Source organism: Corynebacterium coyleae (genome assembly GCF_030408635.1).
Taxonomy (GTDB): domain Bacteria; phylum Actinomycetota; class Actinomycetes; order Mycobacteriales; family Mycobacteriaceae; genus Corynebacterium; species Corynebacterium coyleae.
In genome coordinates, this window is sequence record NZ_CP047198.1 from 602,146 (window position 1) to 621,276 (window position 19,131).

The 19,131-nt window shown below is 61.2% G+C and carries 22 protein-coding genes; 14 read left to right on the top strand and 8 right to left on the bottom strand.

Going from position 1 to position 19,131, the window contains the following annotated elements:
* Nucleotide 1: 1 nt before the first annotated feature.
* The 4 genes from CCOY_RS02925 (at nt 2) to secA (ending at nt 4,645) form a co-directional block, all read left to right on the top strand.
* The gene (locus CCOY_RS02925; RefSeq protein WP_208856582.1) at nt 2–619 is read left to right on the top strand and encodes a ComF family protein; all 618 of its coding nucleotides are present in this window, start codon (nt 2–4) and stop codon (nt 617–619) included.
* A gap of 48 nt (nt 620–667) precedes the next feature.
* Nucleotides 668–1,063 carry a hypothetical protein gene (locus tag CCOY_RS02930; protein WP_070449560.1) on the top strand — a complete coding sequence of 132 codons (396 nt, stop codon included), beginning with the start codon at nt 668–670 and terminating at the stop codon, nt 1,061–1,063.
* A 137-nt stretch (nt 1,064–1,200) separates the two neighbouring features.
* A complete protein-coding gene (gene hpf, locus CCOY_RS02935; RefSeq protein WP_070482351.1) occupies nt 1,201–1,920 on the top strand; it encodes a ribosome hibernation-promoting factor, HPF/YfiA family in 720 nt (239 codons plus the stop codon).
* 157 nt (nt 1,921–2,077) lie between these two features.
* Complete coding sequence (secA, locus tag CCOY_RS02940; protein ID WP_092101605.1) at nt 2,078–4,645, top strand: preprotein translocase subunit SecA; 2,568 nt, start codon at nt 2,078–2,080, stop codon at nt 4,643–4,645.
* A gap of 50 nt (nt 4,646–4,695) precedes the next feature.
* Here the strand turns inward: secA and CCOY_RS02945 are convergent, their stop codons facing one another.
* The gene (locus tag CCOY_RS02945; protein ID WP_070422859.1) at nt 4,696–5,211 is read right to left on the bottom strand and encodes a hypothetical protein; all 516 of its coding nucleotides are present in this window, start codon (nt 5,209–5,211) and stop codon (nt 4,696–4,698) included.
* Between the two features lie 153 nt (nt 5,212–5,364).
* Here CCOY_RS02945 and CCOY_RS02950 point away from each other — a divergent pair, with 153 nt between their 5' ends.
* Nucleotides 5,365–5,778: an HAD-IA family hydrolase gene (locus tag CCOY_RS02950; RefSeq protein WP_070422860.1), complete on the top strand. Its 414-nt coding sequence runs from the start codon at nt 5,365–5,367 to the stop codon at nt 5,776–5,778.
* The gene (locus CCOY_RS02955) at nt 5,778–6,272 is read left to right on the top strand and encodes a DUF6912 family protein (RefSeq protein WP_180950030.1); all 495 of its coding nucleotides are present in this window, start codon (nt 5,778–5,780) and stop codon (nt 6,270–6,272) included. Before CCOY_RS02950 ends, CCOY_RS02955 begins: the two co-directional genes overlap by 1 nt.
* On the opposite strand, the gene rsgA is transcribed toward CCOY_RS02955, so the two are convergent.
* Both rsgA and aroA read right to left on the bottom strand, forming a co-directional pair.
* Nucleotides 6,246–7,271, bottom strand: coding sequence for a ribosome small subunit-dependent GTPase A (rsgA, locus tag CCOY_RS02960; RefSeq protein WP_070422861.1), 1,026 nt, complete (start codon nt 7,269–7,271; stop codon nt 6,246–6,248). The two genes, CCOY_RS02955 and rsgA, sit on opposite strands and share 27 nt — an antisense overlap.
* Nucleotides 7,271–8,551, bottom strand: coding sequence for a 3-phosphoshikimate 1-carboxyvinyltransferase (aroA, locus tag CCOY_RS02965; protein WP_092102981.1), 1,281 nt, complete (start codon nt 8,549–8,551; stop codon nt 7,271–7,273). The genes rsgA and aroA overlap by 1 nt, the downstream gene beginning before the upstream one ends.
* A 13-nt stretch (nt 8,552–8,564) precedes the next feature.
* On the opposite strand from aroA, the gene CCOY_RS02970 reads away from it, so the two are divergent.
* Complete coding sequence (locus tag CCOY_RS02970; protein WP_070815999.1) at nt 8,565–9,221, top strand: SOS response-associated peptidase; 657 nt, start codon at nt 8,565–8,567, stop codon at nt 9,219–9,221.
* A gap of 7 nt (nt 9,222–9,228) precedes the next feature.
* Here the strand turns inward: CCOY_RS02970 and ybaK are convergent, their stop codons facing one another.
* Complete coding sequence (gene ybaK, locus CCOY_RS02975; protein WP_070422862.1) at nt 9,229–9,693, bottom strand: Cys-tRNA(Pro) deacylase; 465 nt, start codon at nt 9,691–9,693, stop codon at nt 9,229–9,231.
* A 34-nt stretch (nt 9,694–9,727) separates the two neighbouring features.
* On the opposite strand from ybaK, the gene CCOY_RS02980 reads away from it, so the two are divergent.
* From CCOY_RS02980 to CCOY_RS02990, 3 genes are all read left to right on the top strand, one after another.
* Nucleotides 9,728–10,348: a sigma-70 family RNA polymerase sigma factor gene (locus CCOY_RS02980; RefSeq protein ID WP_070449575.1), complete on the top strand. Its 621-nt coding sequence runs from the start codon at nt 9,728–9,730 to the stop codon at nt 10,346–10,348.
* Entirely contained in the window at nt 10,348–10,599 is a 252-nt protein-coding gene (locus CCOY_RS02985) for a hypothetical protein (RefSeq protein ID WP_070570476.1), read from the top strand. The genes CCOY_RS02980 and CCOY_RS02985 overlap by 1 nt, the downstream gene beginning before the upstream one ends.
* A 756-nt stretch (nt 10,600–11,355) precedes the next feature.
* Complete coding sequence (locus tag CCOY_RS02990; protein ID WP_092101608.1) at nt 11,356–12,696, top strand: zinc metalloprotease; 1,341 nt, start codon at nt 11,356–11,358, stop codon at nt 12,694–12,696.
* 356 nt (nt 12,697–13,052) lie between these two features.
* On the opposite strand, the gene CCOY_RS12185 is transcribed toward CCOY_RS02990, so the two are convergent.
* Nucleotides 13,053–13,127 (bottom strand): 50S ribosomal protein bL37, encoded by a 75-nt coding sequence (locus CCOY_RS12185; protein ID WP_099046258.1) that lies wholly within the window; start codon nt 13,125–13,127, stop codon nt 13,053–13,055.
* 72 nt (nt 13,128–13,199) lie between these two features.
* On the bottom strand, nt 13,200–13,463 hold the full coding sequence (locus CCOY_RS02995) for a WhiB family transcriptional regulator (protein WP_070422423.1): 264 nt from the start codon (nt 13,461–13,463) through the stop codon (nt 13,200–13,202).
* Between the two features lie 470 nt (nt 13,464–13,933).
* On the opposite strand from CCOY_RS02995, the gene CCOY_RS03000 reads away from it, so the two are divergent.
* The gene (locus tag CCOY_RS03000) at nt 13,934–14,425 is read left to right on the top strand and encodes a hypothetical protein (RefSeq protein ID WP_224213006.1); all 492 of its coding nucleotides are present in this window, start codon (nt 13,934–13,936) and stop codon (nt 14,423–14,425) included.
* Between the two features lie 30 nt (nt 14,426–14,455).
* Here the strand turns inward: CCOY_RS03000 and CCOY_RS03005 are convergent, their stop codons facing one another.
* Entirely contained in the window at nt 14,456–15,667 is a 1,212-nt protein-coding gene (locus CCOY_RS03005) for an Rv3212 family protein (RefSeq protein ID WP_083284780.1), read from the bottom strand.
* The gene (locus CCOY_RS03010) at nt 15,664–16,998 is read right to left on the bottom strand and encodes a DEAD/DEAH box helicase (RefSeq protein ID WP_092101611.1); all 1,335 of its coding nucleotides are present in this window, start codon (nt 16,996–16,998) and stop codon (nt 15,664–15,666) included. The genes CCOY_RS03005 and CCOY_RS03010 overlap by 4 nt, the downstream gene beginning before the upstream one ends.
* Before the next feature lie 119 nt (nt 16,999–17,117).
* Between CCOY_RS03010 and CCOY_RS03015 the strand changes: the two genes are divergently transcribed.
* The 3 genes from CCOY_RS03015 to CCOY_RS03025 are packed head-to-tail and all read left to right on the top strand — an operon-like array spanning nt 17,118 to nt 19,121.
* Entirely contained in the window at nt 17,118–17,342 is a 225-nt protein-coding gene (locus CCOY_RS03015; protein ID WP_092101614.1) for a DUF3107 domain-containing protein, read from the top strand.
* An 11-nt stretch (nt 17,343–17,353) separates the two neighbouring features.
* On the top strand, nt 17,354–18,385 hold the full coding sequence (locus CCOY_RS03020; RefSeq protein WP_224213005.1) for a DUF3152 domain-containing protein: 1,032 nt from the start codon (nt 17,354–17,356) through the stop codon (nt 18,383–18,385).
* A gap of 13 nt (nt 18,386–18,398) precedes the next feature.
* A complete protein-coding gene (locus CCOY_RS03025; RefSeq protein WP_092101617.1) occupies nt 18,399–19,121 on the top strand; it encodes a hypothetical protein in 723 nt (240 codons plus the stop codon).
* Nucleotides 19,122–19,131 lie beyond the last annotated feature (10 nt).

Consider the following 19,131-nt stretch of genomic DNA (forward strand, 5'->3'; position numbering starts at 1 on the left):
GATGCTGGGGGATATCGGGGAGTTGCTGCTACCGCGCAAGTGTGCCGGATGTGGCGTGCCGGGTCCGTTGTTGTGCGCCACCTGCCGGATGGAGTTGGCGCACCCGCCGCAGCGCGTGTTTCCTAACACCACACCGATGGTGCCGGTGTTCGCATTAGGTGCCTATGCGGGTGCGCACCGTGGGGTGGTGTTGGCAATGAAGGAACGTAACCACCTTGCTGTGCGTCGCCACGTTGGTGCGGTACTCAACGCCGGTCTGGACTACTTGGAGGCGCGCGGCGATATCGCAGTCGGCGCGGTGCTGGTTCCCGCACCGACGAAGGTGTCCTCGGCACGAGCCCGCGGCGGCGACCCCGTGGAAGCTATTTGCCGCGCCACCCAGCGCAGTGTCGCACCCGCGTTGCTACTCGACGCCAGCGCTGCCGATCAGTCGAACCTTGACGAGTCTTCGCGCCGCACAAACCTGTCCGGAGCAGTACGGCTTGCCGCCATCCCTGCAGGTCCCGTGGTTCTTATCGACGATGTCGTAACCACCGGCGCAACCCTCCAGGCCAGTGTGTCCGTGCTGCTCGCCCACGGGGTTGACGTGAGTGCGTGCGTGACCGTGTGCGCAGCGTAACCGCAGGCCAAATATGTGTTTTTGCAGGTGTCCAGTAGGGTCACAGGAATGAAATTGCGTCTTCTTCCACTCGTGTGTGCCCCGGTTCTCGCGTTGGTCGGTTGCTCGACTGCAGAGATCACCCCACTTCATGAGGCCCGTGTTCAGGAGGTCTCCGAAATCCGTGACGCCCTTGCCGGCACGGACTTCGACTGCACCAACTGGCAGGAGTTGAAGCAGGAAGAGGGCGTGTGCATGCAGAAGGAAAAGGGCCAGATCAAATTCAAGCTCGACGGCACGCCTGAGGATTATGCGCGCTACCTCATGGAGGAGCAGTTCCCGTACGCAAAGGAAGTCATCGTCGGCGAGAACTGGGTTGGCCGCTGCGATAACACTGATGAGGGCACCTGCCAGACCATCGCTGAAGGTCTCGGTGCAAACGTGAAGCAGAGCACCCGCAGCTAAGCATCCGCTGCTCAACACCCGGCAGCGTAGCTCTCAGTAAGCTCATAGCGAACATTTTGAGAACCCCCGTGTATTGGTCATAACCAGTTGTATAGTGGTGATGGACACAGTTCCTACTACCCACAGGGAGGAAGCACATGACTTCTGCAGACCAGAATGCCGTACAGGGTGGCGCACAGGGGGAGGGTCTCGGACCCGATGTGGTGTTGACCATCACCGGCCGCAACGTTGAGGTTCCGGAGCACTTCCAGGAACGCGTAAGCGGCAAGTTGGCAAAGATTGCGAAGCTCGATCCGACTCTGAATTCCTTCCACGTTGAGCTCAAGCATGAGCCGAATCCGCGTCGTGAACAGGAAGCGGAACGCATCCAGATCACCGCAACTGGCTCGGGCCACCTCGCACGCGCTGAGGCGAAGGAAGACACCTTCTACAACGCCTTGGATGCCGCAGTGGCAAAGCTGGAGCGTTCGCTGCGCAAGGTCAAGGCTCGTCGCACCACTCCGATGTCTGGCCACCGTGCACCGAAGGGCGCCGGCAAGCTTGCTGCTGAGCTTGAGGCTGAGCAGAAGGCAGCGCAGGCTCGCGAGGCTGCTGCGCAGGGTCCGTACGATGTTGACCCGTACGAGGATCAGGTTGAGGATCTGACTCCGGGCCAGGTCGTTCGTACCAAGGTGCACTCCAACGCTCCACGTAGCGTGGATGATGCGCTCAGCGAGATGGAGCTGGTTGGACACGATTTCTACCTCTTCATCAACGAGGAGACGAACCGTCCGGCTGTGGTCTACCGCCGTCACGCGTTTGATTACGGTTTGATCGAACTGGCTGATGAGGCGGAAGCCGAAGCAGGCGAGAAGTAGCGCTTGCGCTGTTACCCGCACGGTCCTGTGAAAGGGGCCGGGCGGGTTTTGTCGTCGATTAGCAACGCCGGGTTGTTCTCTGCAACGTGGGCGTGCGTACAATGGCGGGTTGTTACACCTTGGCCCTGCCTACTCCAGTAGTAAAGGATTTTCTCACGTGTTTGGACTGTCGAAGCTGCTCCGCGCCGGTGAGGGGCGTACCGTCAAGCGCCTGGCGAAGATCGCTGACCAGGTCATGGCCCTGGACGATGAATACGCGGCGCTGACCGATGAGGAACTTAAGGCGAAGACCGCCGAGTTCAAGCAGCGCATCGCCGACGGCGCGAGCCTCGACGACATTTTGCTCGACGCGTTCGCGACTGCCCGTGAGGCGTCGTGGCGCGTGCTGGGACAGAAGCACTACAAGGTGCAGATCATGGGTGGTGCCGCACTGCACTTCGGCAACGTCGCTGAGATGAAGACCGGTGAAGGCAAGACGCTGACGTCGGTGCTGCCGGCGTACCTCAACGCGCTGTCCGGCAAGGGCGTGCACGTGGTCACCGTGAACGACTACCTGGCTAAGCGTGACGCCGAGATGATGGGTCGTGTGCACCACTTCCTCGGCCTGGAGGTGGGCGTGATTCTGTCGGAGATGCGTCCGGCGGAGCGCAAGAAGGCGTACGACGCTGACATCACCTACGGCACCAACAACGAGTTGGGCTTTGACTACCTGCGCGACAACATGACGCGTTCGGTCAACGAAATTGTGCAGCGTGGCCACAACTTTGCGATTGTGGATGAGGTTGACTCGATTCTTATCGACGAAGCCCGTACCCCACTGATCATCTCCGGCCCGGTCGATGGGTCCAGCCAGTTCTACTCGGTGTTCGCACAGCTTGCGCCGCGTATGCGTGAGGGCATCCACTACGAGGTGGATCACCGCAAGCGCACCGTCGGTATTTCCGAGGAGGGCGTGGAGTACGTCGAGGACCAGTTGGGCATTGACAACCTGTACGCGCCTGAGCACTCCCAGTTGGTGAGCTACCTCAACAACGCGATCAAGGCCAAGGAGCTCTTCGAGCGCGATAAGGACTACATCATCCGTCAGGGTGAGGTCATGATCGTGGACGGCTTCACCGGCCGTGTGCTCGCTGGCCGTCGTTACAACGAGGGCATGCACCAGGCCATCGAGGCCAAGGAGCAGGTGGAGATCAAGAACGAGAACCAGACGCTGGCCACCGTTACCCTGCAGAACTACTTCCGCCTGTACGACAAGCTCTCGGGTATGACCGGTACCGCTGAGACTGAGGCGGCCGAGCTCCACCAGATTTACAAGATGGACGTTGTGCAGATCCCGCCGAACCGTCCGAACCAGCGCGTGGACCGCGACGACCTGATCTACAAGACGCAGGAAGCCAAGTTCGCGGCCGTTGCGGAGGACATTGCGGAGCACGCGGAGAAGGGCCAGCCGGTGCTGGTCGGTACCACCTCTGTGGAGCGTTCCGAGTACCTGTCGCAGCTGCTGACCCGCAAGGGCGTGGCCCACAACGTGCTCAACGCGAAGCACCACGAGGAAGAAGGCCGCATCATCGCTGAGGCTGGCCTGCCGGGCAAGGTGACCGTTTCCACCAACATGGCTGGTCGCGGTACCGATATCGTGCTGGGTGGCAACCCGGAAATTCTCTTGGATGCGAAGTTGCAGGAGCAGGGCCTCGACCCGTTTGAGGACGAGGAGCGCTACCAGGAGGCGTGGAACGATCAGCTGCCGAAGGCGAAGGAGCGTTCCAAGAAGCTTGGTGATGAAGTCCGTGAGGCCGGCGGCCTGTACGTTATTGGTACGGAGCGTCACGAGTCGCGTCGTATCGACAACCAGCTCCGTGGCCGTTCCGGCCGTCAGGGTGACCCGGGCGAGACCCGTTTCTACCTGTCCATGCGCGATGAGTTGATGGTTCGCTTCGTGGGGCAGACCATGGAGAACATGATGAACCGCCTCAACGTTCCGGACGATGTGCCGATCGAGGCGAAGATGGTGTCCAACGCCATCAAGGGCGCACAGTCGCAGGTTGAGAACCAGAACTTTGAGATGCGTAAGAACGTGCTCAAGTACGACGAGGTGCTCAACGAGCAGCGCAAGGTGGTCTACGGCGAGCGTCAGGAGATCCTGGCGTCGAAGGACATCAAGGACCAGGTGCGTCGCATGATCGAGTCCACCATCACTGCGTACGTCGATGCGGAGACCGCGGAAGGCTACGTGGAGGACTGGAACCTCGAGGAACTCTGGCACGCACTCGAGTCCCTGTACGGCCCGTCCGTGACGCCGCAGGAACTCATCGATGGTGACGAGTACGGTCGTCCGGGTGAGCTGACCTCGACACAGTTGCGCCAGGCGCTTCTCGACGACGCCAACGCCCTCTACGACAACCTCGAAGAGAACATCTCTGCGATCGGCGGCGAAGAGCAGATGCGCAACCTGGAGCGCATGGTGATCCTGCCGATCATCGATACGAAGTGGCGCGAGCACCTCTACGAGATGGACTACCTCAAGGAAGGTATTGGCCTGCGTGCGATGGCGCAGCGCGACCCGCTGGTGGAGTACCAGAAGGAGGGTGGCGACATGTTCAACGCCATGAACGAGGCGATCCAGGAAGAGACCGTGCGCCAGCTGTTTGCCATGCGTAAGCAGTTTGAGACCCAGCCAGCCCAGGCTGCTGAGGGCGAGACTGACGGCGGCACCGCCACCGTCTAAAACCGCCGCTGAACCCACTGTTTGGGGCCACTGTTTGGGCCAGTGCGGTCTCACACTGAGGGCAACGCCCTGGTGAGGGCGTGAGGAGCCGTCTGCGACGTGTTGCGCGCAGGCGGCTCCAGTATTTTGAACGACTGCAGTTTGCCGTCCGCCATCTTCGCGGCAAAGGCGAGGCGTCGCCCGCCTTTCTCCACGGTGCCGTAGAACTCGCCGGCCTCACCAGAGTGGCAGGTGATCACCCGGACGTGCTGGGTGGGCAGGACTGCGGTGTTGCGGGTGTGGGCGCGGAGTTGGAGCTGGGCTCGTCGATACGCACGGATGTGTGTGCGCACCGACGTACTGAACCGCGAGGCTGTCATCACAGTCGGGTCGTAGCCTCCGAACGCAGCACTGATGGCCTGGCGCACGAGAGGGTCGACGCGTTGATTGGTCTGTGGTGTGGCGCTGAGCGCCACGTCCGGCTCGAGCACCGACGGCGCCGGTTTCGGCGCGGGCGTGCGGCGCTCAGGTGCGAGGAGTTGAATGTGCTGGTGGCCGGGAACGCTGTAGTACCTGGTTGCGGGCATGTGGGAATCCTCCGTCACGGGAGGGGGTGGGCGCGGCGCGGGGTAGGTATCATTGTTCACGATTGGCGCAATGAAATAAAGAGTGTGCGCACTAAAATACGCATCACGTACGCGAAATACGCAGCTAACGAAAGCTAACGAAAGAAGGCCGAAGTGCAGGGTTTGATCATCGACTACGCAGGTGTGCTGGACACGGGCGCTGAAGACCAGAGCCGCTGGAAGACCCTTATCGAGGAAGCCAAGAAGAAGGACGTCTCCGTGGCCATCCTGTCCAACGAGGCAGCTGAGGGCGAGATTGCGGACGCGATCCGCGAGTGGGAGTTCAAGGGCGTTGTCGACGCGGTTGTGCTCTCCGGCGAGATCGGTGTGGAAAAACCGGAGCGTGCAGCGTTCCAGGCGGCAGCCGACGCGATCGGCCTGGATATGAACGAGTGCGTGATGATCGACGATGACATCATGAACATCCGCGCCGCAGTGGAATACAACCTCATTGGCATCCTGCACACCGCGCTGGACCGCACTGCGGTAGAGATCCAGTCCCTGTTCGACATTGAGGGCGAGTTCTAGTGCGCGTCTACATCCCGGCAACCTTTGGCATGCTGCAAGCGCTGCAGGACAACGGTCTGTTGCATGCGCGCAGCGGGTGGGGTTTTTCTGCGACGAAGGCGTTGCAGGAATTCTTCACCTCGGGTGATCTCGAAGAGATCGAAGATGTGGCGTTCGATGACGCAGCGTTGGCGTCGCTACGCCTGCTCGCCATTGGGGACGAGGAGCGCTTCCCGCACCGCCGAGTGGTCATCTCCGTGGACGTGGACGCGACCGAAGCACCCGATATGGGCGAGTCTGTGGTGAAACTGTCCGGCCCGGTGAATCTTGAGGACGTCGCGGCGATCCACGTGGACATCAAGGAATCCGAAGAAGCCACCGCGAAGGCCATCGAGGTGGTCGATGCCGCGGATCTTGGCGACGAAGACGCGGAGCTGACCGTCGGCGACGCCCAAGACAACTACATGGCGTTCTATCACCCAGACGAGTTAGCGTTCCTCCTCGAGCTGCTTTAACTCCCACTCGTTATTGCTGTGTAGAGCCTCCAGCAGGTGGCGCACAGCCAGCGCGCGGCGCCCGATAGGGGATTCGGCGTCGAGCGTGTCCCAGGCACACTCCGGGTCCGCAGGCGGACCCAAGTGGGTGCAGCCGCGGGAGCAGCCTTCGGCGGCCTCGGCGAGATCGGGGAAGACCTGCACGATTTGTTCCGGGGCGACGTGTGCGAGGCCGAAGGAGCGGATACCGGGGGTGTCGATAATCCAGCCACCGCCGGGTACCTCCAACGCCACGGACTGGGTGGAGGTGTGGCGGCCCTTGCCCACGCCGGAGACCTCGCCAGTTTCGCGGTCCGCGTCCGGGACGATGCGGTTGACCAGGGTGGATTTGCCCACTCCGGAATGGCCGATCAGCGCAGAAACGCGGTCGTGGATGTGTGTGAGCAGTTCCGCGATGTCGTCGTCGACGCCGGTGCGCAGCACCTCCACACCAAGGTCAGCGAGTTCACGCTCGAAATCGGTAGGGTCGGCCAAATCAGACTTGGTCACGCACACCACCGGGGTCACGCCGCCGACAAAGGCGGCAACGAGGGCACGCTCCACAAAACCGGTGCGCGGTGGGGGATCGGCGGCGGCAACCACGATGAGCAACAGCTCAGCGTTGGCGACGATGATGCGCTCGTACGGGTCCGTATCGTCAGCCGTGCGGCGCAGGACAGAGGAACGCTCCTCGCGCTTCACAATGCGCGCCAGCGTGTCCTTCGCGCCGGAGGTGTCACCGACGACGCCGACACGGTCGCCGACCTCGATCGAGGTGCGCTTTAAGTCCCGGGCGCGGGTGCATTGCAGGCGCGTGGCGTCGTCGTCAAGCACGACGCCCCAACGCCCACGATCCTTAGCCACGACCAAACCGAACTTGGCATTATCGTGCGACGGGCGGTTCTTCGAGCGTGGCCGTGAGCCCTTGCCGGGGCGGACGCGGACGTCGGATTCGTCGTAATCGGAAAACTTGCGGCGCATTACTTGGAAACCATCTCCAACCACATGTCCTCAAACCCAGGAAGCGTCTTCGCGGTGGTTGCAATGTTTTCCACCTGGACGCCCTCCACAACCAGACCGATGATGGCGCCGGCGGTGGCCATGCGGTGATCGTCGTAGGAACGCCACGTCCCGCCATGCATCTCGTTGGGAGTGATACGCAGGCCGTCGCCGAGTTCCTCGCAGTTGCCGCCGACGTTGTTGATCTCGTTGGTCAGCGCCGCCAGGCGATCCGTCTCGTGGCCGCGCAGGTGCGCAATGCCAGTTAGCTCGCTCGGGGTGGAGGCGCACGCCGCGATGGCGGCGACGGTGGGGGCCAGCTCGCCGATATCGCTCATGTCGAGTCGAATGCCCTTTAGCGTGCCAGGCTTCGGGCCGCGCACGCGCAGGGTCTGGGTGGAGCCGTCGGCGATGAGTTCGACCTCGCAGCCCATGCGCTCCAAGACGGTACGGATCACTGCACCCGGCTGGGTGGTGCGCAGTGGCCAGTTCGGGATGCGCACCTCGCCGCCAGTGACAGCTGCCGCGGCGAGGAAGGGTGCTGCGTTGGACAGGTCGGGCTCGATCACCCAGTTAGTGCCGCGGATCGGCTGCGGGTCAACGTCCCAGGTGTCACGGGTACCGGTGACCTTCACGCCAGCCTCTGCGAGCATGGCCACCGTCATCTCAATGTGCGGCATCGACGGCAACATGCCACCCGTGTGGCGGATGGACACGCCACGCTCGAACCGGGGCGCAGACAGAAGCAGGCCCGATACGAACTGGGAGGAACCAGAAGCGTCAATCTCCACCGGGCCGCCGTCAGCCTTGCCGGTGCCGTGGACGGTAAACGGCATCCCGTCACCCGCCACGGACACGCCGAGGGTGCGAAGGGCGTCGAGGATAACCGCGATGGGGCGGTTGCGGGCGTGAGGGTCGCCGTCGAAAAGCACAGGCCCCTGAGCAAACGCCGCAACCGGCGGCACAAACCGCATCACGGTGCCAGCAAGACCGCAATCAACCTCCGCGCCGCGCAACTCGCCCGGGGTCACACGGATGACGTCGCCGTCGTGCTCGAAGCCAGTGCCCATGGACGCCAGAGCGGCCTCCATAAGATCCGTATCGCGCGAGCGCAGCGCCCCAGTCATCGTCGACGGACCAGCGGCAAGTGCCGCCAGCACGTAGGCGCGGTTAGTCATGGACTTTGACCCCGGCACCCGCTGCGTGTGGGTGATCGGGGCCGGATGGAACGGTGCGGGCCACATGTTCGTCATGAACGTCATAATAATGGAGCGCATGTGCGGACGATTCGTTCTTTTCACTACTGGCGACGAGCTCCTCTCCGAGGTAGCCACCCTGCCCGGCATCAACCATGTCGAAGCGCCCGACGGCACCCCGCCGTCGCGCTACAACATCGCGCCGACAAACCAGGTGCCGCTCATCCGGGTCGCAGAGCAGACTGCGCGTATCGACGCCGCCCGCTGGGGCCTCCTCCCAACCTGGAAGAAAGACGACACCGGCATGCCTCTGTTCAACGCACGCGGAGAGACGGTGGCGGAGAAGCCCTCGTTCCGCAGCGCGTTCAAAGCGCGGCGCGGGCTGATGGTGCTCGACGGCTACTACGAGTGGAAGCAAACCGAATCCGGCAAGCAGCCCTACTACGTGCGCCCCGCAGAGGGCTTGCTGTACGCGGCGGCACTGTGGGAGACCGGGCTGGACCGGCTATCCACCACCATGATCACCACCGACGCGACCGACAACATGGCCTGGCTCCACCACCGCCTACCGCTCTTTCTGCGTGACGATGAAATCCGCCAGTGGGTCGACGGCACCCCAGAGGAAGCACTAGAACTCGTGCACCCCTCGCGCGTGGCCGACACGTTGCAGTGGAACGAGGCCGCAAAGGAAGTAGGCAACGTGCGCAACGACTACGCGGAGTTGATCTCGGGCTAGTCCAGGGCTATTCAGTCCCGATAGGCGCGAACTTCGCGTTGGTCAGCTCCGCCAGGTCGGTAGGCGACAGCGCAATAGAAAGGCCCCGTTGGCCGGCGGAGACGGTGATGGTTTCGAGGTCGGCGACGGAGTCGTCGATAAGCGTAGGCATGCGCTTGGTGGTGCCCAGCGGGGAGATCCCGCCCACGACATAGCCGGTCGCACGCTGCGCCTGAGCAGGATCGGTCATCTCCGCACGCTTCCAACCCAGCGCTTTCGCCGCCGCCTTGAGCGAAAGGTGGCCGGCGACGGGCACGCAACAGATCGCCATGTCGCGTTCGTGATGGATCACCAAAGTCTTCAGCACCGTGTGGGGGTCACGGCCCAACTCAGCAGCAGAATGTGCGCCGAAATGATCCTTGCTCGGGGTGTATTCGAGCACCTCATGAGGGGTTTGAGAAAGGGCGCTCAGTGCGCGAGTCTTAGCAGCCATGGGGCGATTTTAGCGCTGACCTACAATAGCGAGCATGCCCGAAACCGAGCTTGATCAAGAAGCAAAGGCACGCTTCGCCGAAGAAGCCATGCCGCTGCTCGACCAACTCTACGGCGGAGCCCTGCGCATGACCCGCAACCCGCAAGACGCCGAAGACCTGGTGCAAGAGACCTACCTCAAGGCGTACAAAAACTTCGACAGCTTCACGCCCGGTACCAATCTCAAGGCGTGGCTGTACCGGATCATGACCAACACCTACATCAACTCGTACCGCAAGAAACAGCGCCGGCCGCTGGAAACCTCCGCGGACGAAGTGACGGATTACCAGTTGTACTCCTCGAGCTCGCACGACTCGACGGGACTGGAATCCGCCGAGGTTGAAGCGCTCAAGGCAATGCCAAACTCGCGGATCTCCGAGGCGCTCAACGCGTTGAACGAGGACTACCGCATGGTGGTCTACTACGCCGACGTTGAAGGGCTGGCGTACAAGGAAATCGCCGAAGTGCTGGACATCCCCATGGGCACTGTCATGAGCCGACTGCACCGTGGAAGAAAACAACTGCGCGCCATGTTGAAAGACGTGGCGAAGGAACGAGGCATTGGCCTCGACCACGCGGACATGCAGGACACCGACACTGCGGCGAAGGAGAAGTAATGGCTACGGGACACGGATGCGAAGCGACATACCGCCTGCTGTGCGAACTTTTCGACGAAGAAACTTCCCCACAGCGCCGCGAGGAAATCACCTCCGAGATCGCGCAATGTCCGGAGTGTCGCAGTATTGCCGAGTCTGAGCGGGCCGTGCGTGCGATCGTGCGGGATTGCTGCAAACCGACAAAGGCTCCTGAGCCGCTGCGCGAGCGCATCATCACCACCATCTCCTACACCGAAGTCACGTGGCACTAGGGCGCTTTTAGGGGGTTTTAGGGGGAGTTCGGGAGCTGGTTGTTGCGGCCTTTCTCATCGTCTAGCCGGGCTTGTGATGTTGCTAGACGATCTCGTTTCGGCCTCTGTGTTTGCCCTGGTGGTGTTGGGGTTGTTTGTCGTTATGGGGCTGATCGTCTAGCTGGTGTTTCGGGGTGCTAGACGATGAGCGTTGGGGTGGTGGACTGGTGTGTTCGTGGGGTTGAAACACGGTGTTTTCGTGTCTTGAGGCCTGTTATGGCGTGTGCGCTCGGAAAACGGGGGTAATTTGCGGGGGTAAGCAGGTGGTGCAGATTGCTGAACAATCCGCACGTCACACCCATTTCGAGCCGTTTTCACAGTCGTTGAACAATCCTTCCGACCGTTTTAGGGCTGTTTTGAAGTGCTGTTCCGGCATTTCCCCAGGTCGCGATCCGGCAGGGCGGGTGTTGGCTGAAAACACCCTTAAACCGCATACTATGCATGTATAAAGATTGTTCAACGAAGTGCACCCAAGGCAAATCAGATCGTTCAACAACCCTTCGCGTCAGTGGTGTTTGCGGGTTGGATTGGTGAACAATCCGGACGTTAACCAGGGTGAAAGCGTTGAACAATCCAGAAAAAACGTTGAACAATCCCGCCAAAAACTCGTAGCACCGGCACACGTTTTACCTGCGCATACAAACTGCATAACCTTGATTGTGTCAGGAAGAACAGGTCCTGATCAGCGAAACAAGAAATCACCAAGGAGCACCACCAATGCGAAACGCAATCCGCAACACCATCGCAGCAGCACTGACTGCCACCATGGCCATTGCCGGTATCACCCCCGCCAATGCGTGCGACGCTTGCGATGAGCAAGCATTGATCGCCCCGGTTGATTTCGGCGCTGGGCTCGACCTAGTTGACTCTGACGGCGACGGTCTTCCCGACGTATGGGAACAACACGGTGTCATCTTGTCTGACGGCACTGCAGTTCCCCTTCCCGGTTATGGGGCTGATGTGAATCGTCCGGATCTGTTTTTGCAACTGAACTGGATGGCGTCCGAATACCGCAGCCTTGGCTGCGACGACAATTACGTTGACGCTTGTGATTTCGCTGACAAGCGCAACCTTGGCCCATCGGCACAGATGCTGCAGGAGATGGTCGACCTGTTTAACGACCACGGCATTAACCTGCACATCGACGCAGGCGAGTTGTTTACCAACATCCCCAACTACACCCCACAAGGCGGGGAAACCGTCGACTACAACCGCTACTACTTCAAAGATGAAATCCAGGCGTACAAACTGCTCGACAACATCGACGAGTTCTTAGGTGAGCGTGACAACATCTTCCGCATCGGGGTTATCGGTGATCAGATTGATCAAGGTAACTACGCCTCGGGTATTTCCTTGGTTGGCGATAACTCGCTTTTCATCGCCAATAACCGCCTGATGGGATCAGATGCAAAACTGCGCAACACCATCCTCCACGAGTTAGGCCACACTCTAGATCTTCGCCACTGGGGTGCCAACGACACCGTCGGTGACCTTATTAAGGGTGTTTCGCTTCCGATGGCGCCGGAGTATGACTCGGTGATGAACTACCTGTACCAGTTTGGCAAGTTCAACTACTCGGAAAAGCCATACCTGCTTGAAACCCCCAACGGCAACGCAGTTGTCCCCGCCGACTGGGACGTACTGAAAATCAATACTCCGCGTATTGCTGCTGACAACCTTGAAATCGGTAACTTCAGTGCCATGGCAGGTGCCATCATCGACAACAAACCAGAAGCACCCGCCAAGGAAGAAAACAAGGCAGAAGCACCCGCCGCCGACAAAGCAGACGACAAAGCAGAAGCACCAGCACAGGTCGAAGCAGAAGCAGAAGCCCCGGCCAAGGCTAATGACAAGGCTAACGACAAGGCCGAGGAGAAGGTACAAGACCAGGCAGACGCTGAGCAGGAAGCACCGGCCAAGGTGGACAACGCCAACAAGCAGGCAGACAACAACAAGCCTGCAGGAGCAGACGTCAACATCGCCGCCATCGTCGCCCCGATCGTCGCCCTGCTGGCCATCGTCGGAATCGGCATCGGCTTCGCCAACATGATGCTCTAACCAAACACCCAAACTACAAAGAGTGTGCCCCAATGAGGGCACACTCTTTTCGTTGCTACACCTGATCGTCTAGCACGACCACAAATACAGCTAGACGGTCTCGAAACCGCCTTCACAAACCCCCAGGTGATAACGAACACCATGGTCAACACGGAGCTCATCGTCTGGTTCCACAACCACCGAGCTAGACGACCAGCGGAAAACAGCAGGCCAGGGCCGTCGAGCAACACCCGAACAAGCACCGAACTTCGCGACCAAGACAACCCGCTGAGTGCAAAAGTGCAGTGGCCCTGAGGGCAAAAGAAAACGCCCGGTACCTTCCCGAAAGGGGAGGTACCGGGCGCGGGCTTTAGCGCTTAAGAGTTAGCGCGCTTGCCGTGATTCGCCTTCTTCTTGCGGCGATCCTTGCGCTTACGACCACGCTTGCTCATGAGGGTCTCCTTTATATATCTGTACCGGTTACAGACCTATCACTGTATCGCCTGCGATACCGGAGAGGAAAATTAGGCGGACATGCGAGCGCGGTTGCGGGCGAGTGCCTTGTTGCGACGCTTCAGTGCGCGACGCTCTTCCTCAGACAGCCCACCCCACACGCCGGCGTCCTGGCCGGTCTCGAGTGCCCACTTCATGCACTGGGTGGTTACTGGGCAGCGATGGCAAACAAGCTTCGCCTGTGCGATCTGAGCGAGGGCGGGGCCGGAGTTACCAACCGGGAAGAACAGTTCCGGGTCTTCGTCGCGGCAAATTGCTTCGTGGCGCCAATCCATGATGATGCTCCTTAAAAAATAAATCGGTACTGCGTGGTCGGTTTTCGTGCACCACTAAAACACCCAACGATGTAGGTGCGTTGCAAACAAAGTTTGGTTCCTGGCTCCGGGCGGTGCCTCTCGGTGGATTCGAGATCCCGTCTTCCGGTTTACCGGGCGTTAACCCCGTGGTGTCTGAGGGTTAAGGGCTGAGTTACCAGCCCGTTGTTTTTGCTACTTGTGAATAATGACATGTTCATGCAAAGCCCGCTAGGGTTCGAGGCCAAAATGTGCGCGGAATCACAGAATGTATCTACGTCATCGCGGTCACATTTGCGCTTCTGGGCCGATCCGCAAGCCAATGGTCTACCCTCTGACCTGGGATGATAGTAAACTGGTGGTGGAGGTGCCCGGGTCAAATCGTGTTTTTCGGATTTCTGCCGGTTCGCTGGGGTTCATCTGCCGTATCGGTGGCGATAGACTGCTTTGTTGTGACTACGAATCGGAATCAATCCCACGCGCCCGTCCCAAATGACCCGGAGCAGCAGCCGTTCGCGGATGCTGAGGTCCCACCCCTGATGCGTTTCGGCGCGATGGTGGTGCTGGTGCAGTGCTTGGCGATCTTTGTTTATGTGGTGACGCTGATCCGTGATCAGTTCCTTGCTACCGAGCACACCCTGGAGTCCGACTCGCCGGTTGCTGGTTACGTCAACATCGGTACTGCGGTGTTTTTGCTGATCATTTTCGGCTACATCGCGTTTGTGTCGGTGGAGACTCTGCGCGGCCGTCCGCGTGCGACTGGCGCGGTGGTCCTCATTGAGGCGATTCTTGGCGGCGTGGCTATCTATATGTTCCGCGGCGGGGCGGTAACGCTCGGCGTGGCGACACTGATTTCGGTGGTGTTGGTGCTGGTCACCGTGTTCCACCCGCGTTCGAGGGCGTATAACGAGGCGCAGTATGAGGAGCGTAAGGCGCGCCGCTAATCGACGACACCGCTCACCCCTCCGGCCTCGCTAAACCTTGGCGTCGAGGACGACGATGTCGTCGCCACGCTTTTCCACAATGGTTGCGCCGGCGGAGGAGATGTGGACGGGGCCGGTGTAGCCGCCGCGGTCGACGGGAATGATCTCGTCGACCGCGTTTTTGTCCCAATCCACAACTGCGATGCCGTCCTGGGAGGCGTAGAGCAGGCGGTCGCCGGCGGCGAAGCCGGTGCCGAGTGCGCCTTGGAACACGCCGGTGACGCCGAGCCCTGCCGGCTCCATGAGCAGGAGAGAGTCGTCCTGCCAGTAGGACATGTGGTGGGGGAGGTCGGCGACGGGGAGGACGGCGATGGTGCCGTCGAGACGCTGTGGCTCACCCATTGCTGGCACCGAGGAGGAGCTGGTGTTGTTGCCCTCCTTGTCGTAGGCCAGGACCTGCTTCTTTGACGGGTCGTAGACCGCGGCGGCGTCTTGGGAGACGGCGACGAGGTAGGCCTGCGGGTCGATCTCAATGTTGGCGTCGACTTCGGGTTCGCGGGAGTCTTCCGGGGTTGCCTTTTGGATGCGGAGGAAGGTGCCGTCCCCACACGTTTCGGTCAGCGCGACGAGTTCGGTGCGGGTGAGCGCGGAGGTGATCACGCAGCCTGGGTTGGGCTGCATGTCGGATTCTTGCGGGGCTTCGATGTAGCCGTATTCCATGGTGCGCACCATGTCGGAGCGCCATACTTCGATGCGTTCGCTGGAGGCGTAGCCAATGCGGTCGTTCGAGGCCAGGCGCGTGACGTTTTCAGACGCCGGGGCGGATCGGGTGCCGGCGTATTGGCCGGTTTTCGCGTCGATGGCCACCACGTCGCCGCAGCCAGCGTTGTCGCGGTAGACAGCCACAACCTTGTCCCACGCCTGATCCATCAGGCACAGGTCGTTGGGGCGTTCGTACGTCCAGACGGTCTCGCCCTCAGGGTTCGTCGCGGTCAGCGTGTGATCGTTGTAAGTAATGATCAAGCCGTTGGCTACGAGCGGTTGCGCGCGTCCGGAGGTGTCGGTGAGCCGGAAGCCCTCGCTTAGCGACGACGGCACCACCGCCAACTGACCAAAATCCTCCTGAGCTTCGGCTGCTGGAGAGAGATCAGCCTGGCGCACCGGGGCGGTGAAAAAGGCGGTGCCGACAAGCAATGCCGAAACGCCGGCGATGACACCGGTGGCAATGAGGTCGCGGCGGGTGCGACGCAAAGGCTTACTCAACGCCGTTTCCTTCCTGAACGCTTGCCCGGAGCCGCCGGGCGGGATGGACGGTTTGGTCGTGCCCCGAGCACTTTACGCGGGCGTCCGACATGGCCAGTAGCTGACTCCGGGAAACCGAACTCCTCCTGCAGTTCAGGGGAGGTGGAGAACCACTCGGGCAGGTTGGGTTTGCCCAGGTCGAGGTCGGTGTTGATCATGGACCACTTCGTCGCTTCGTCGTAGCCGACGAGGGTGACCGCCACGCCGGTGCGTCCTGCGCGGCCGGTTCGCCCGATGCGGTGGACATACGTCATGGGGTCGTCCGGGGTTTGGTAGTTGATCACGTGGGTGACGTCGTCGACATCAATGCCGCGTGCCGCGACGTCGGTGGCGACGAGGATTTCCACGTCGCCTCGTCGAAAAGCATCAAGAGCTTTCTCGCGCGCAACCTGGCCGAGGTTGCCGTGGACCGCGCCGACGGCAAAGCCACGGCCAGCAAGATCCTCGGCGAGATCGGCCGCCGAGCGCTTCGTGCGGGCGAAGATAATGGTGCGCTCGCGACCCGGAGACTGCAGGATACGGGCGATGACCTCGGCTTTATCCATGCGGTGAGAGAGGAACGCAACCTGACGGGTGGTGGCGTGGGTAGCGGAGGCATCTTCGGATTCGGCGCGGATGTGCACCGGCTTGTTCATCTTCGAACGGGCAAGGGACAGGATCGGGCCCGGCATGGTGGCGGAAAAGAGCATGGTCTGCGTTGCGCCCACGGCGGACCAAAGCTTTTCGATGTCCGGAAGAAAGCCCATGTCAAGCATCTCGTCGGCCTCGTCAAGCACGAGGATGGCAACCTTATCCAGTACGAGCGCGCCACGGTCATGCAGGTCAATCAGGCGGCCAGGCGTGCCGACAACAATGTCCGCGCCCGCTTCGAGTGCCTCGAGTTGTTCCTCGTAGGGGCGACCACCGTAGACCGTGGCCACGCGCACCGGCGTGTGTACGGCAAGGCGTTCGATGTCCTCGCCGACCTGCACCGCAAGTTCGCGCGTCGGGGCGATCAGCAGCGCGCGCGGGGTGCCGTCGAGTTCTGCAATGTCAGCGTCGTCAAAGATGCGGTCTAGCACCGGCACACCGAAACCGAGCGTCTTGCCCATACCCGTGCGGGCTTGACCGATGATGTCGCGGCCGGCCAGCGCGATGGGCAACGTGAGCTCCTGAATGGAGAACGGATGGGTGATGCCGTGGTCCGCAAGCGCGTCCACAATTTCAGCCGCGACCCCCAACCCGGCAAACGTCGTTTTCTTCGGCGCACGACGAGCAGCGCCACGTTGTTCACTCTCAGCTGCGTAGGGCACGCGTTCATCTTAGCTACCGGCCGTTACAATGGGGCCGTCCGCCAGCAGGTGGTTACGTTTAGCTATTGCCCCTGCGGGCACACACAAAGCGCAATAAGAAAAGGACAGTGAGCGAGAAAATGGATATCAAGATTGGTCTTGCAGACACCCCGCGCGAACTAGCGATCAAGCTTCCGGAGGGCCAGGAAGACATCTTTTCCACCGTCGAGCAGGCGATTGCGAACGGTCAGGCAACCTTCAAGCTGGAGGATGCCAAGGGCCACTCCTACCTGATCCGCACTGACCGCGTCGTTTACGTCGAGCAGGGCAGCACCACGGCCCATAGCGTCGGCTTCATGCGCTAAATTACTCAGACATGGCACAACAGCAGGGCACTCCGTCTCACGGTGGGCGCCATAGTGAGCACCACGGGGGCGCTGAAGAGGACTTCGGCGACTGGTTTGATAGCTGGGGCATGGAGTCTGGCGACGACACCCCGCAGGGCACAAGCCGCGAAGAGGGACGTCTTGTCGCCTTTGCCCGCGAGTACGGGTGGCGCGCGTATGCAATCCCGGTGCTTGCGGTAATTACCGTGTTTGTCCTGCTGGACATGGTGCAAAACCCGGATGAGCAGGCGATCGGGACGGTCGCCGAGTCCGCGTCGGCTCCGGCCGGAGAAGCGGGCATGGCTGGTGCGGATGCGGATCAACCGAAGCCGCTGGAGCCTGCGAAGATCGCGGAAGGCATCTTTGACCCGCACGATCTGCCGCCGGGTGGCCCGTACACCACGACGGGTGAGGGCACGTTCTACGAGGTCGGCATCCCTGGTGCCAATGCGGGCCAGGGCACTGAGATTGTGGTGCGCTACATCGTCGAGGTCGAGCACGGCATCGACGCCTCCGGTTACGGCGGGGATCAGTCGTTTGCCCAGATGGTGGATGCAACGTTGATGGATCCGCGCGGGTGGACGAACGATCCGCGCTTCCGCTTCGAACACGTGTCGGCAGATCAGGATCCGACGCTGAAGATCCGTTTGACCTCTCTGGATACGACGGCGGAGCTCTGTGGTGCCGCGTTGGGTACGGAGACGAGTTGCCGTACTCGCATTACGGGCGAGGACACGGTGATTATTAACGAGTCGCGCTGGGTGCGCGGTGCCGTGCCGTTCCAGGGTGACATCGGTTCGTACCGCCAGTACCTGATTAATCACGAGGTGGGCCACGCTGTGGGCTTTGCGGAGCACGTGCCGTGCCCGGAGGCGAATGCGCTTGCGCCGATCATGATGCAGCAGACGCTGAGCCTGAACAATGCGCAGTTGCATGAGATGAGCCCGGAGGAGAACTACCCGAACAACGACGACACGTGCCGGCCGAACCCGTGGCCGTATCCGCGTCCGGCCGTGAATTAAGAAGGTGGTGTCGGTGGTTTCTTTGCTTAAGCCGATTCCGGCACATGTGCTTTCCGCATTCCAGATCGACGACATTGAGCCGGTTGCGGTCCCGCAATTTTGGAACAATGGCCTGCGCTTCGGGCGTGTTGTGTTGTCGCATGCGCGTGAGACGTCCGCGTGGTCTGGAAAGGCTCGAGAGAAGGCAGTTCCGGGGGAGGGCCTGCGCATTTCGCGTCCTGTGCGTGCGACGGATGGTCGCTTGATCGTTGCGGGGTATTGCGCGACTGAGTTTGCCACCGGTGAGCCGCGCGAGCGTGTCGATGAGGCGGTTGCAGCAGCATTGCTTTACGACGACGCCGTGGCCGGCATCGAAGCCCCCTCCGGCGAGCGCACCGGGCTGGTTGCCAATGCTGACCGGGCGGTGTGGCGCGAGGAGCACCTCGGGTCTGAGGGCGTGGTCGCGCACCTGGATTTCTTGTCGCATTTGCTGTTCGATGGCCACGCTGAGCCTGTGCTGACCGAGTTCGATCCGTCCGTTGGGTTGCGCCCGCGTGGTTTTACGGCAGCGCTGGTGATCGTCGATGGTCTGCTGGCCGGTGCTGTGGATCCGGACATTGTGGCGCGTTGGTCGCATATCCCCAGGCTGGACTGGTTGTTGGAGAAGGCGATCGAGTACCGTCGACACACGACTCGCGGGCTCGGTTCGGATGTATGTTCGATAGATGACGTTGTTGAGATTGTCGTGTCGTACTGAACTGGCACAA

What these genes read in the sequence shown, in the direction of transcription:
- CCOY_RS02925 (WP_208856582.1), top strand. Translation starts at nt 2, where the DNA reads ATGCTGGGGGATATCGGGGAGTTGCTGCTACCGCGCAAGTGTGCCGGA.
- CCOY_RS02930 (WP_070449560.1), top strand. Translation starts at nt 668, where the DNA reads ATGAAATTGCGTCTTCTTCCACTCGTGTGTGCCCCGGTTCTCGCGTTG.
- hpf (WP_070482351.1), top strand. Translation starts at nt 1,201, where the DNA reads ATGACTTCTGCAGACCAGAATGCCGTACAGGGTGGCGCACAGGGGGAG.
- CCOY_RS02945 (WP_070422859.1), bottom strand. Translation starts at nt 5,211, where the DNA reads ATGCCCGCAACCAGGTACTACAGCGTTCCCGGCCACCAGCACATTCAA.
- rsgA (WP_070422861.1), bottom strand. Translation starts at nt 7,271, where the DNA reads ATGCGCCGCAAGTTTTCCGATTACGACGAATCCGACGTCCGCGTCCGC.
- aroA (WP_092102981.1), bottom strand. Translation starts at nt 8,551, where the DNA reads ATGACGTTCATGACGAACATGTGGCCCGCACCGTTCCATCCGGCCCCG.
- CCOY_RS02970 (WP_070815999.1), top strand. Translation starts at nt 8,565, where the DNA reads ATGTGCGGACGATTCGTTCTTTTCACTACTGGCGACGAGCTCCTCTCC.
- ybaK (WP_070422862.1), bottom strand. Translation starts at nt 9,693, where the DNA reads ATGGCTGCTAAGACTCGCGCACTGAGCGCCCTTTCTCAAACCCCTCAT.
- CCOY_RS02980 (WP_070449575.1), top strand. Translation starts at nt 9,728, where the DNA reads ATGCCCGAAACCGAGCTTGATCAAGAAGCAAAGGCACGCTTCGCCGAA.
- CCOY_RS02985 (WP_070570476.1), top strand. Translation starts at nt 10,348, where the DNA reads ATGGCTACGGGACACGGATGCGAAGCGACATACCGCCTGCTGTGCGAA.
- CCOY_RS02990 (WP_092101608.1), top strand. Translation starts at nt 11,356, where the DNA reads ATGCGAAACGCAATCCGCAACACCATCGCAGCAGCACTGACTGCCACC.
- CCOY_RS02995 (WP_070422423.1), bottom strand. Translation starts at nt 13,463, where the DNA reads ATGGATTGGCGCCACGAAGCAATTTGCCGCGACGAAGACCCGGAACTG.
- CCOY_RS03015 (WP_092101614.1), top strand. Translation starts at nt 17,118, where the DNA reads ATGGATATCAAGATTGGTCTTGCAGACACCCCGCGCGAACTAGCGATC.
- CCOY_RS03020 (WP_224213005.1), top strand. Translation starts at nt 17,354, where the DNA reads ATGGCACAACAGCAGGGCACTCCGTCTCACGGTGGGCGCCATAGTGAG.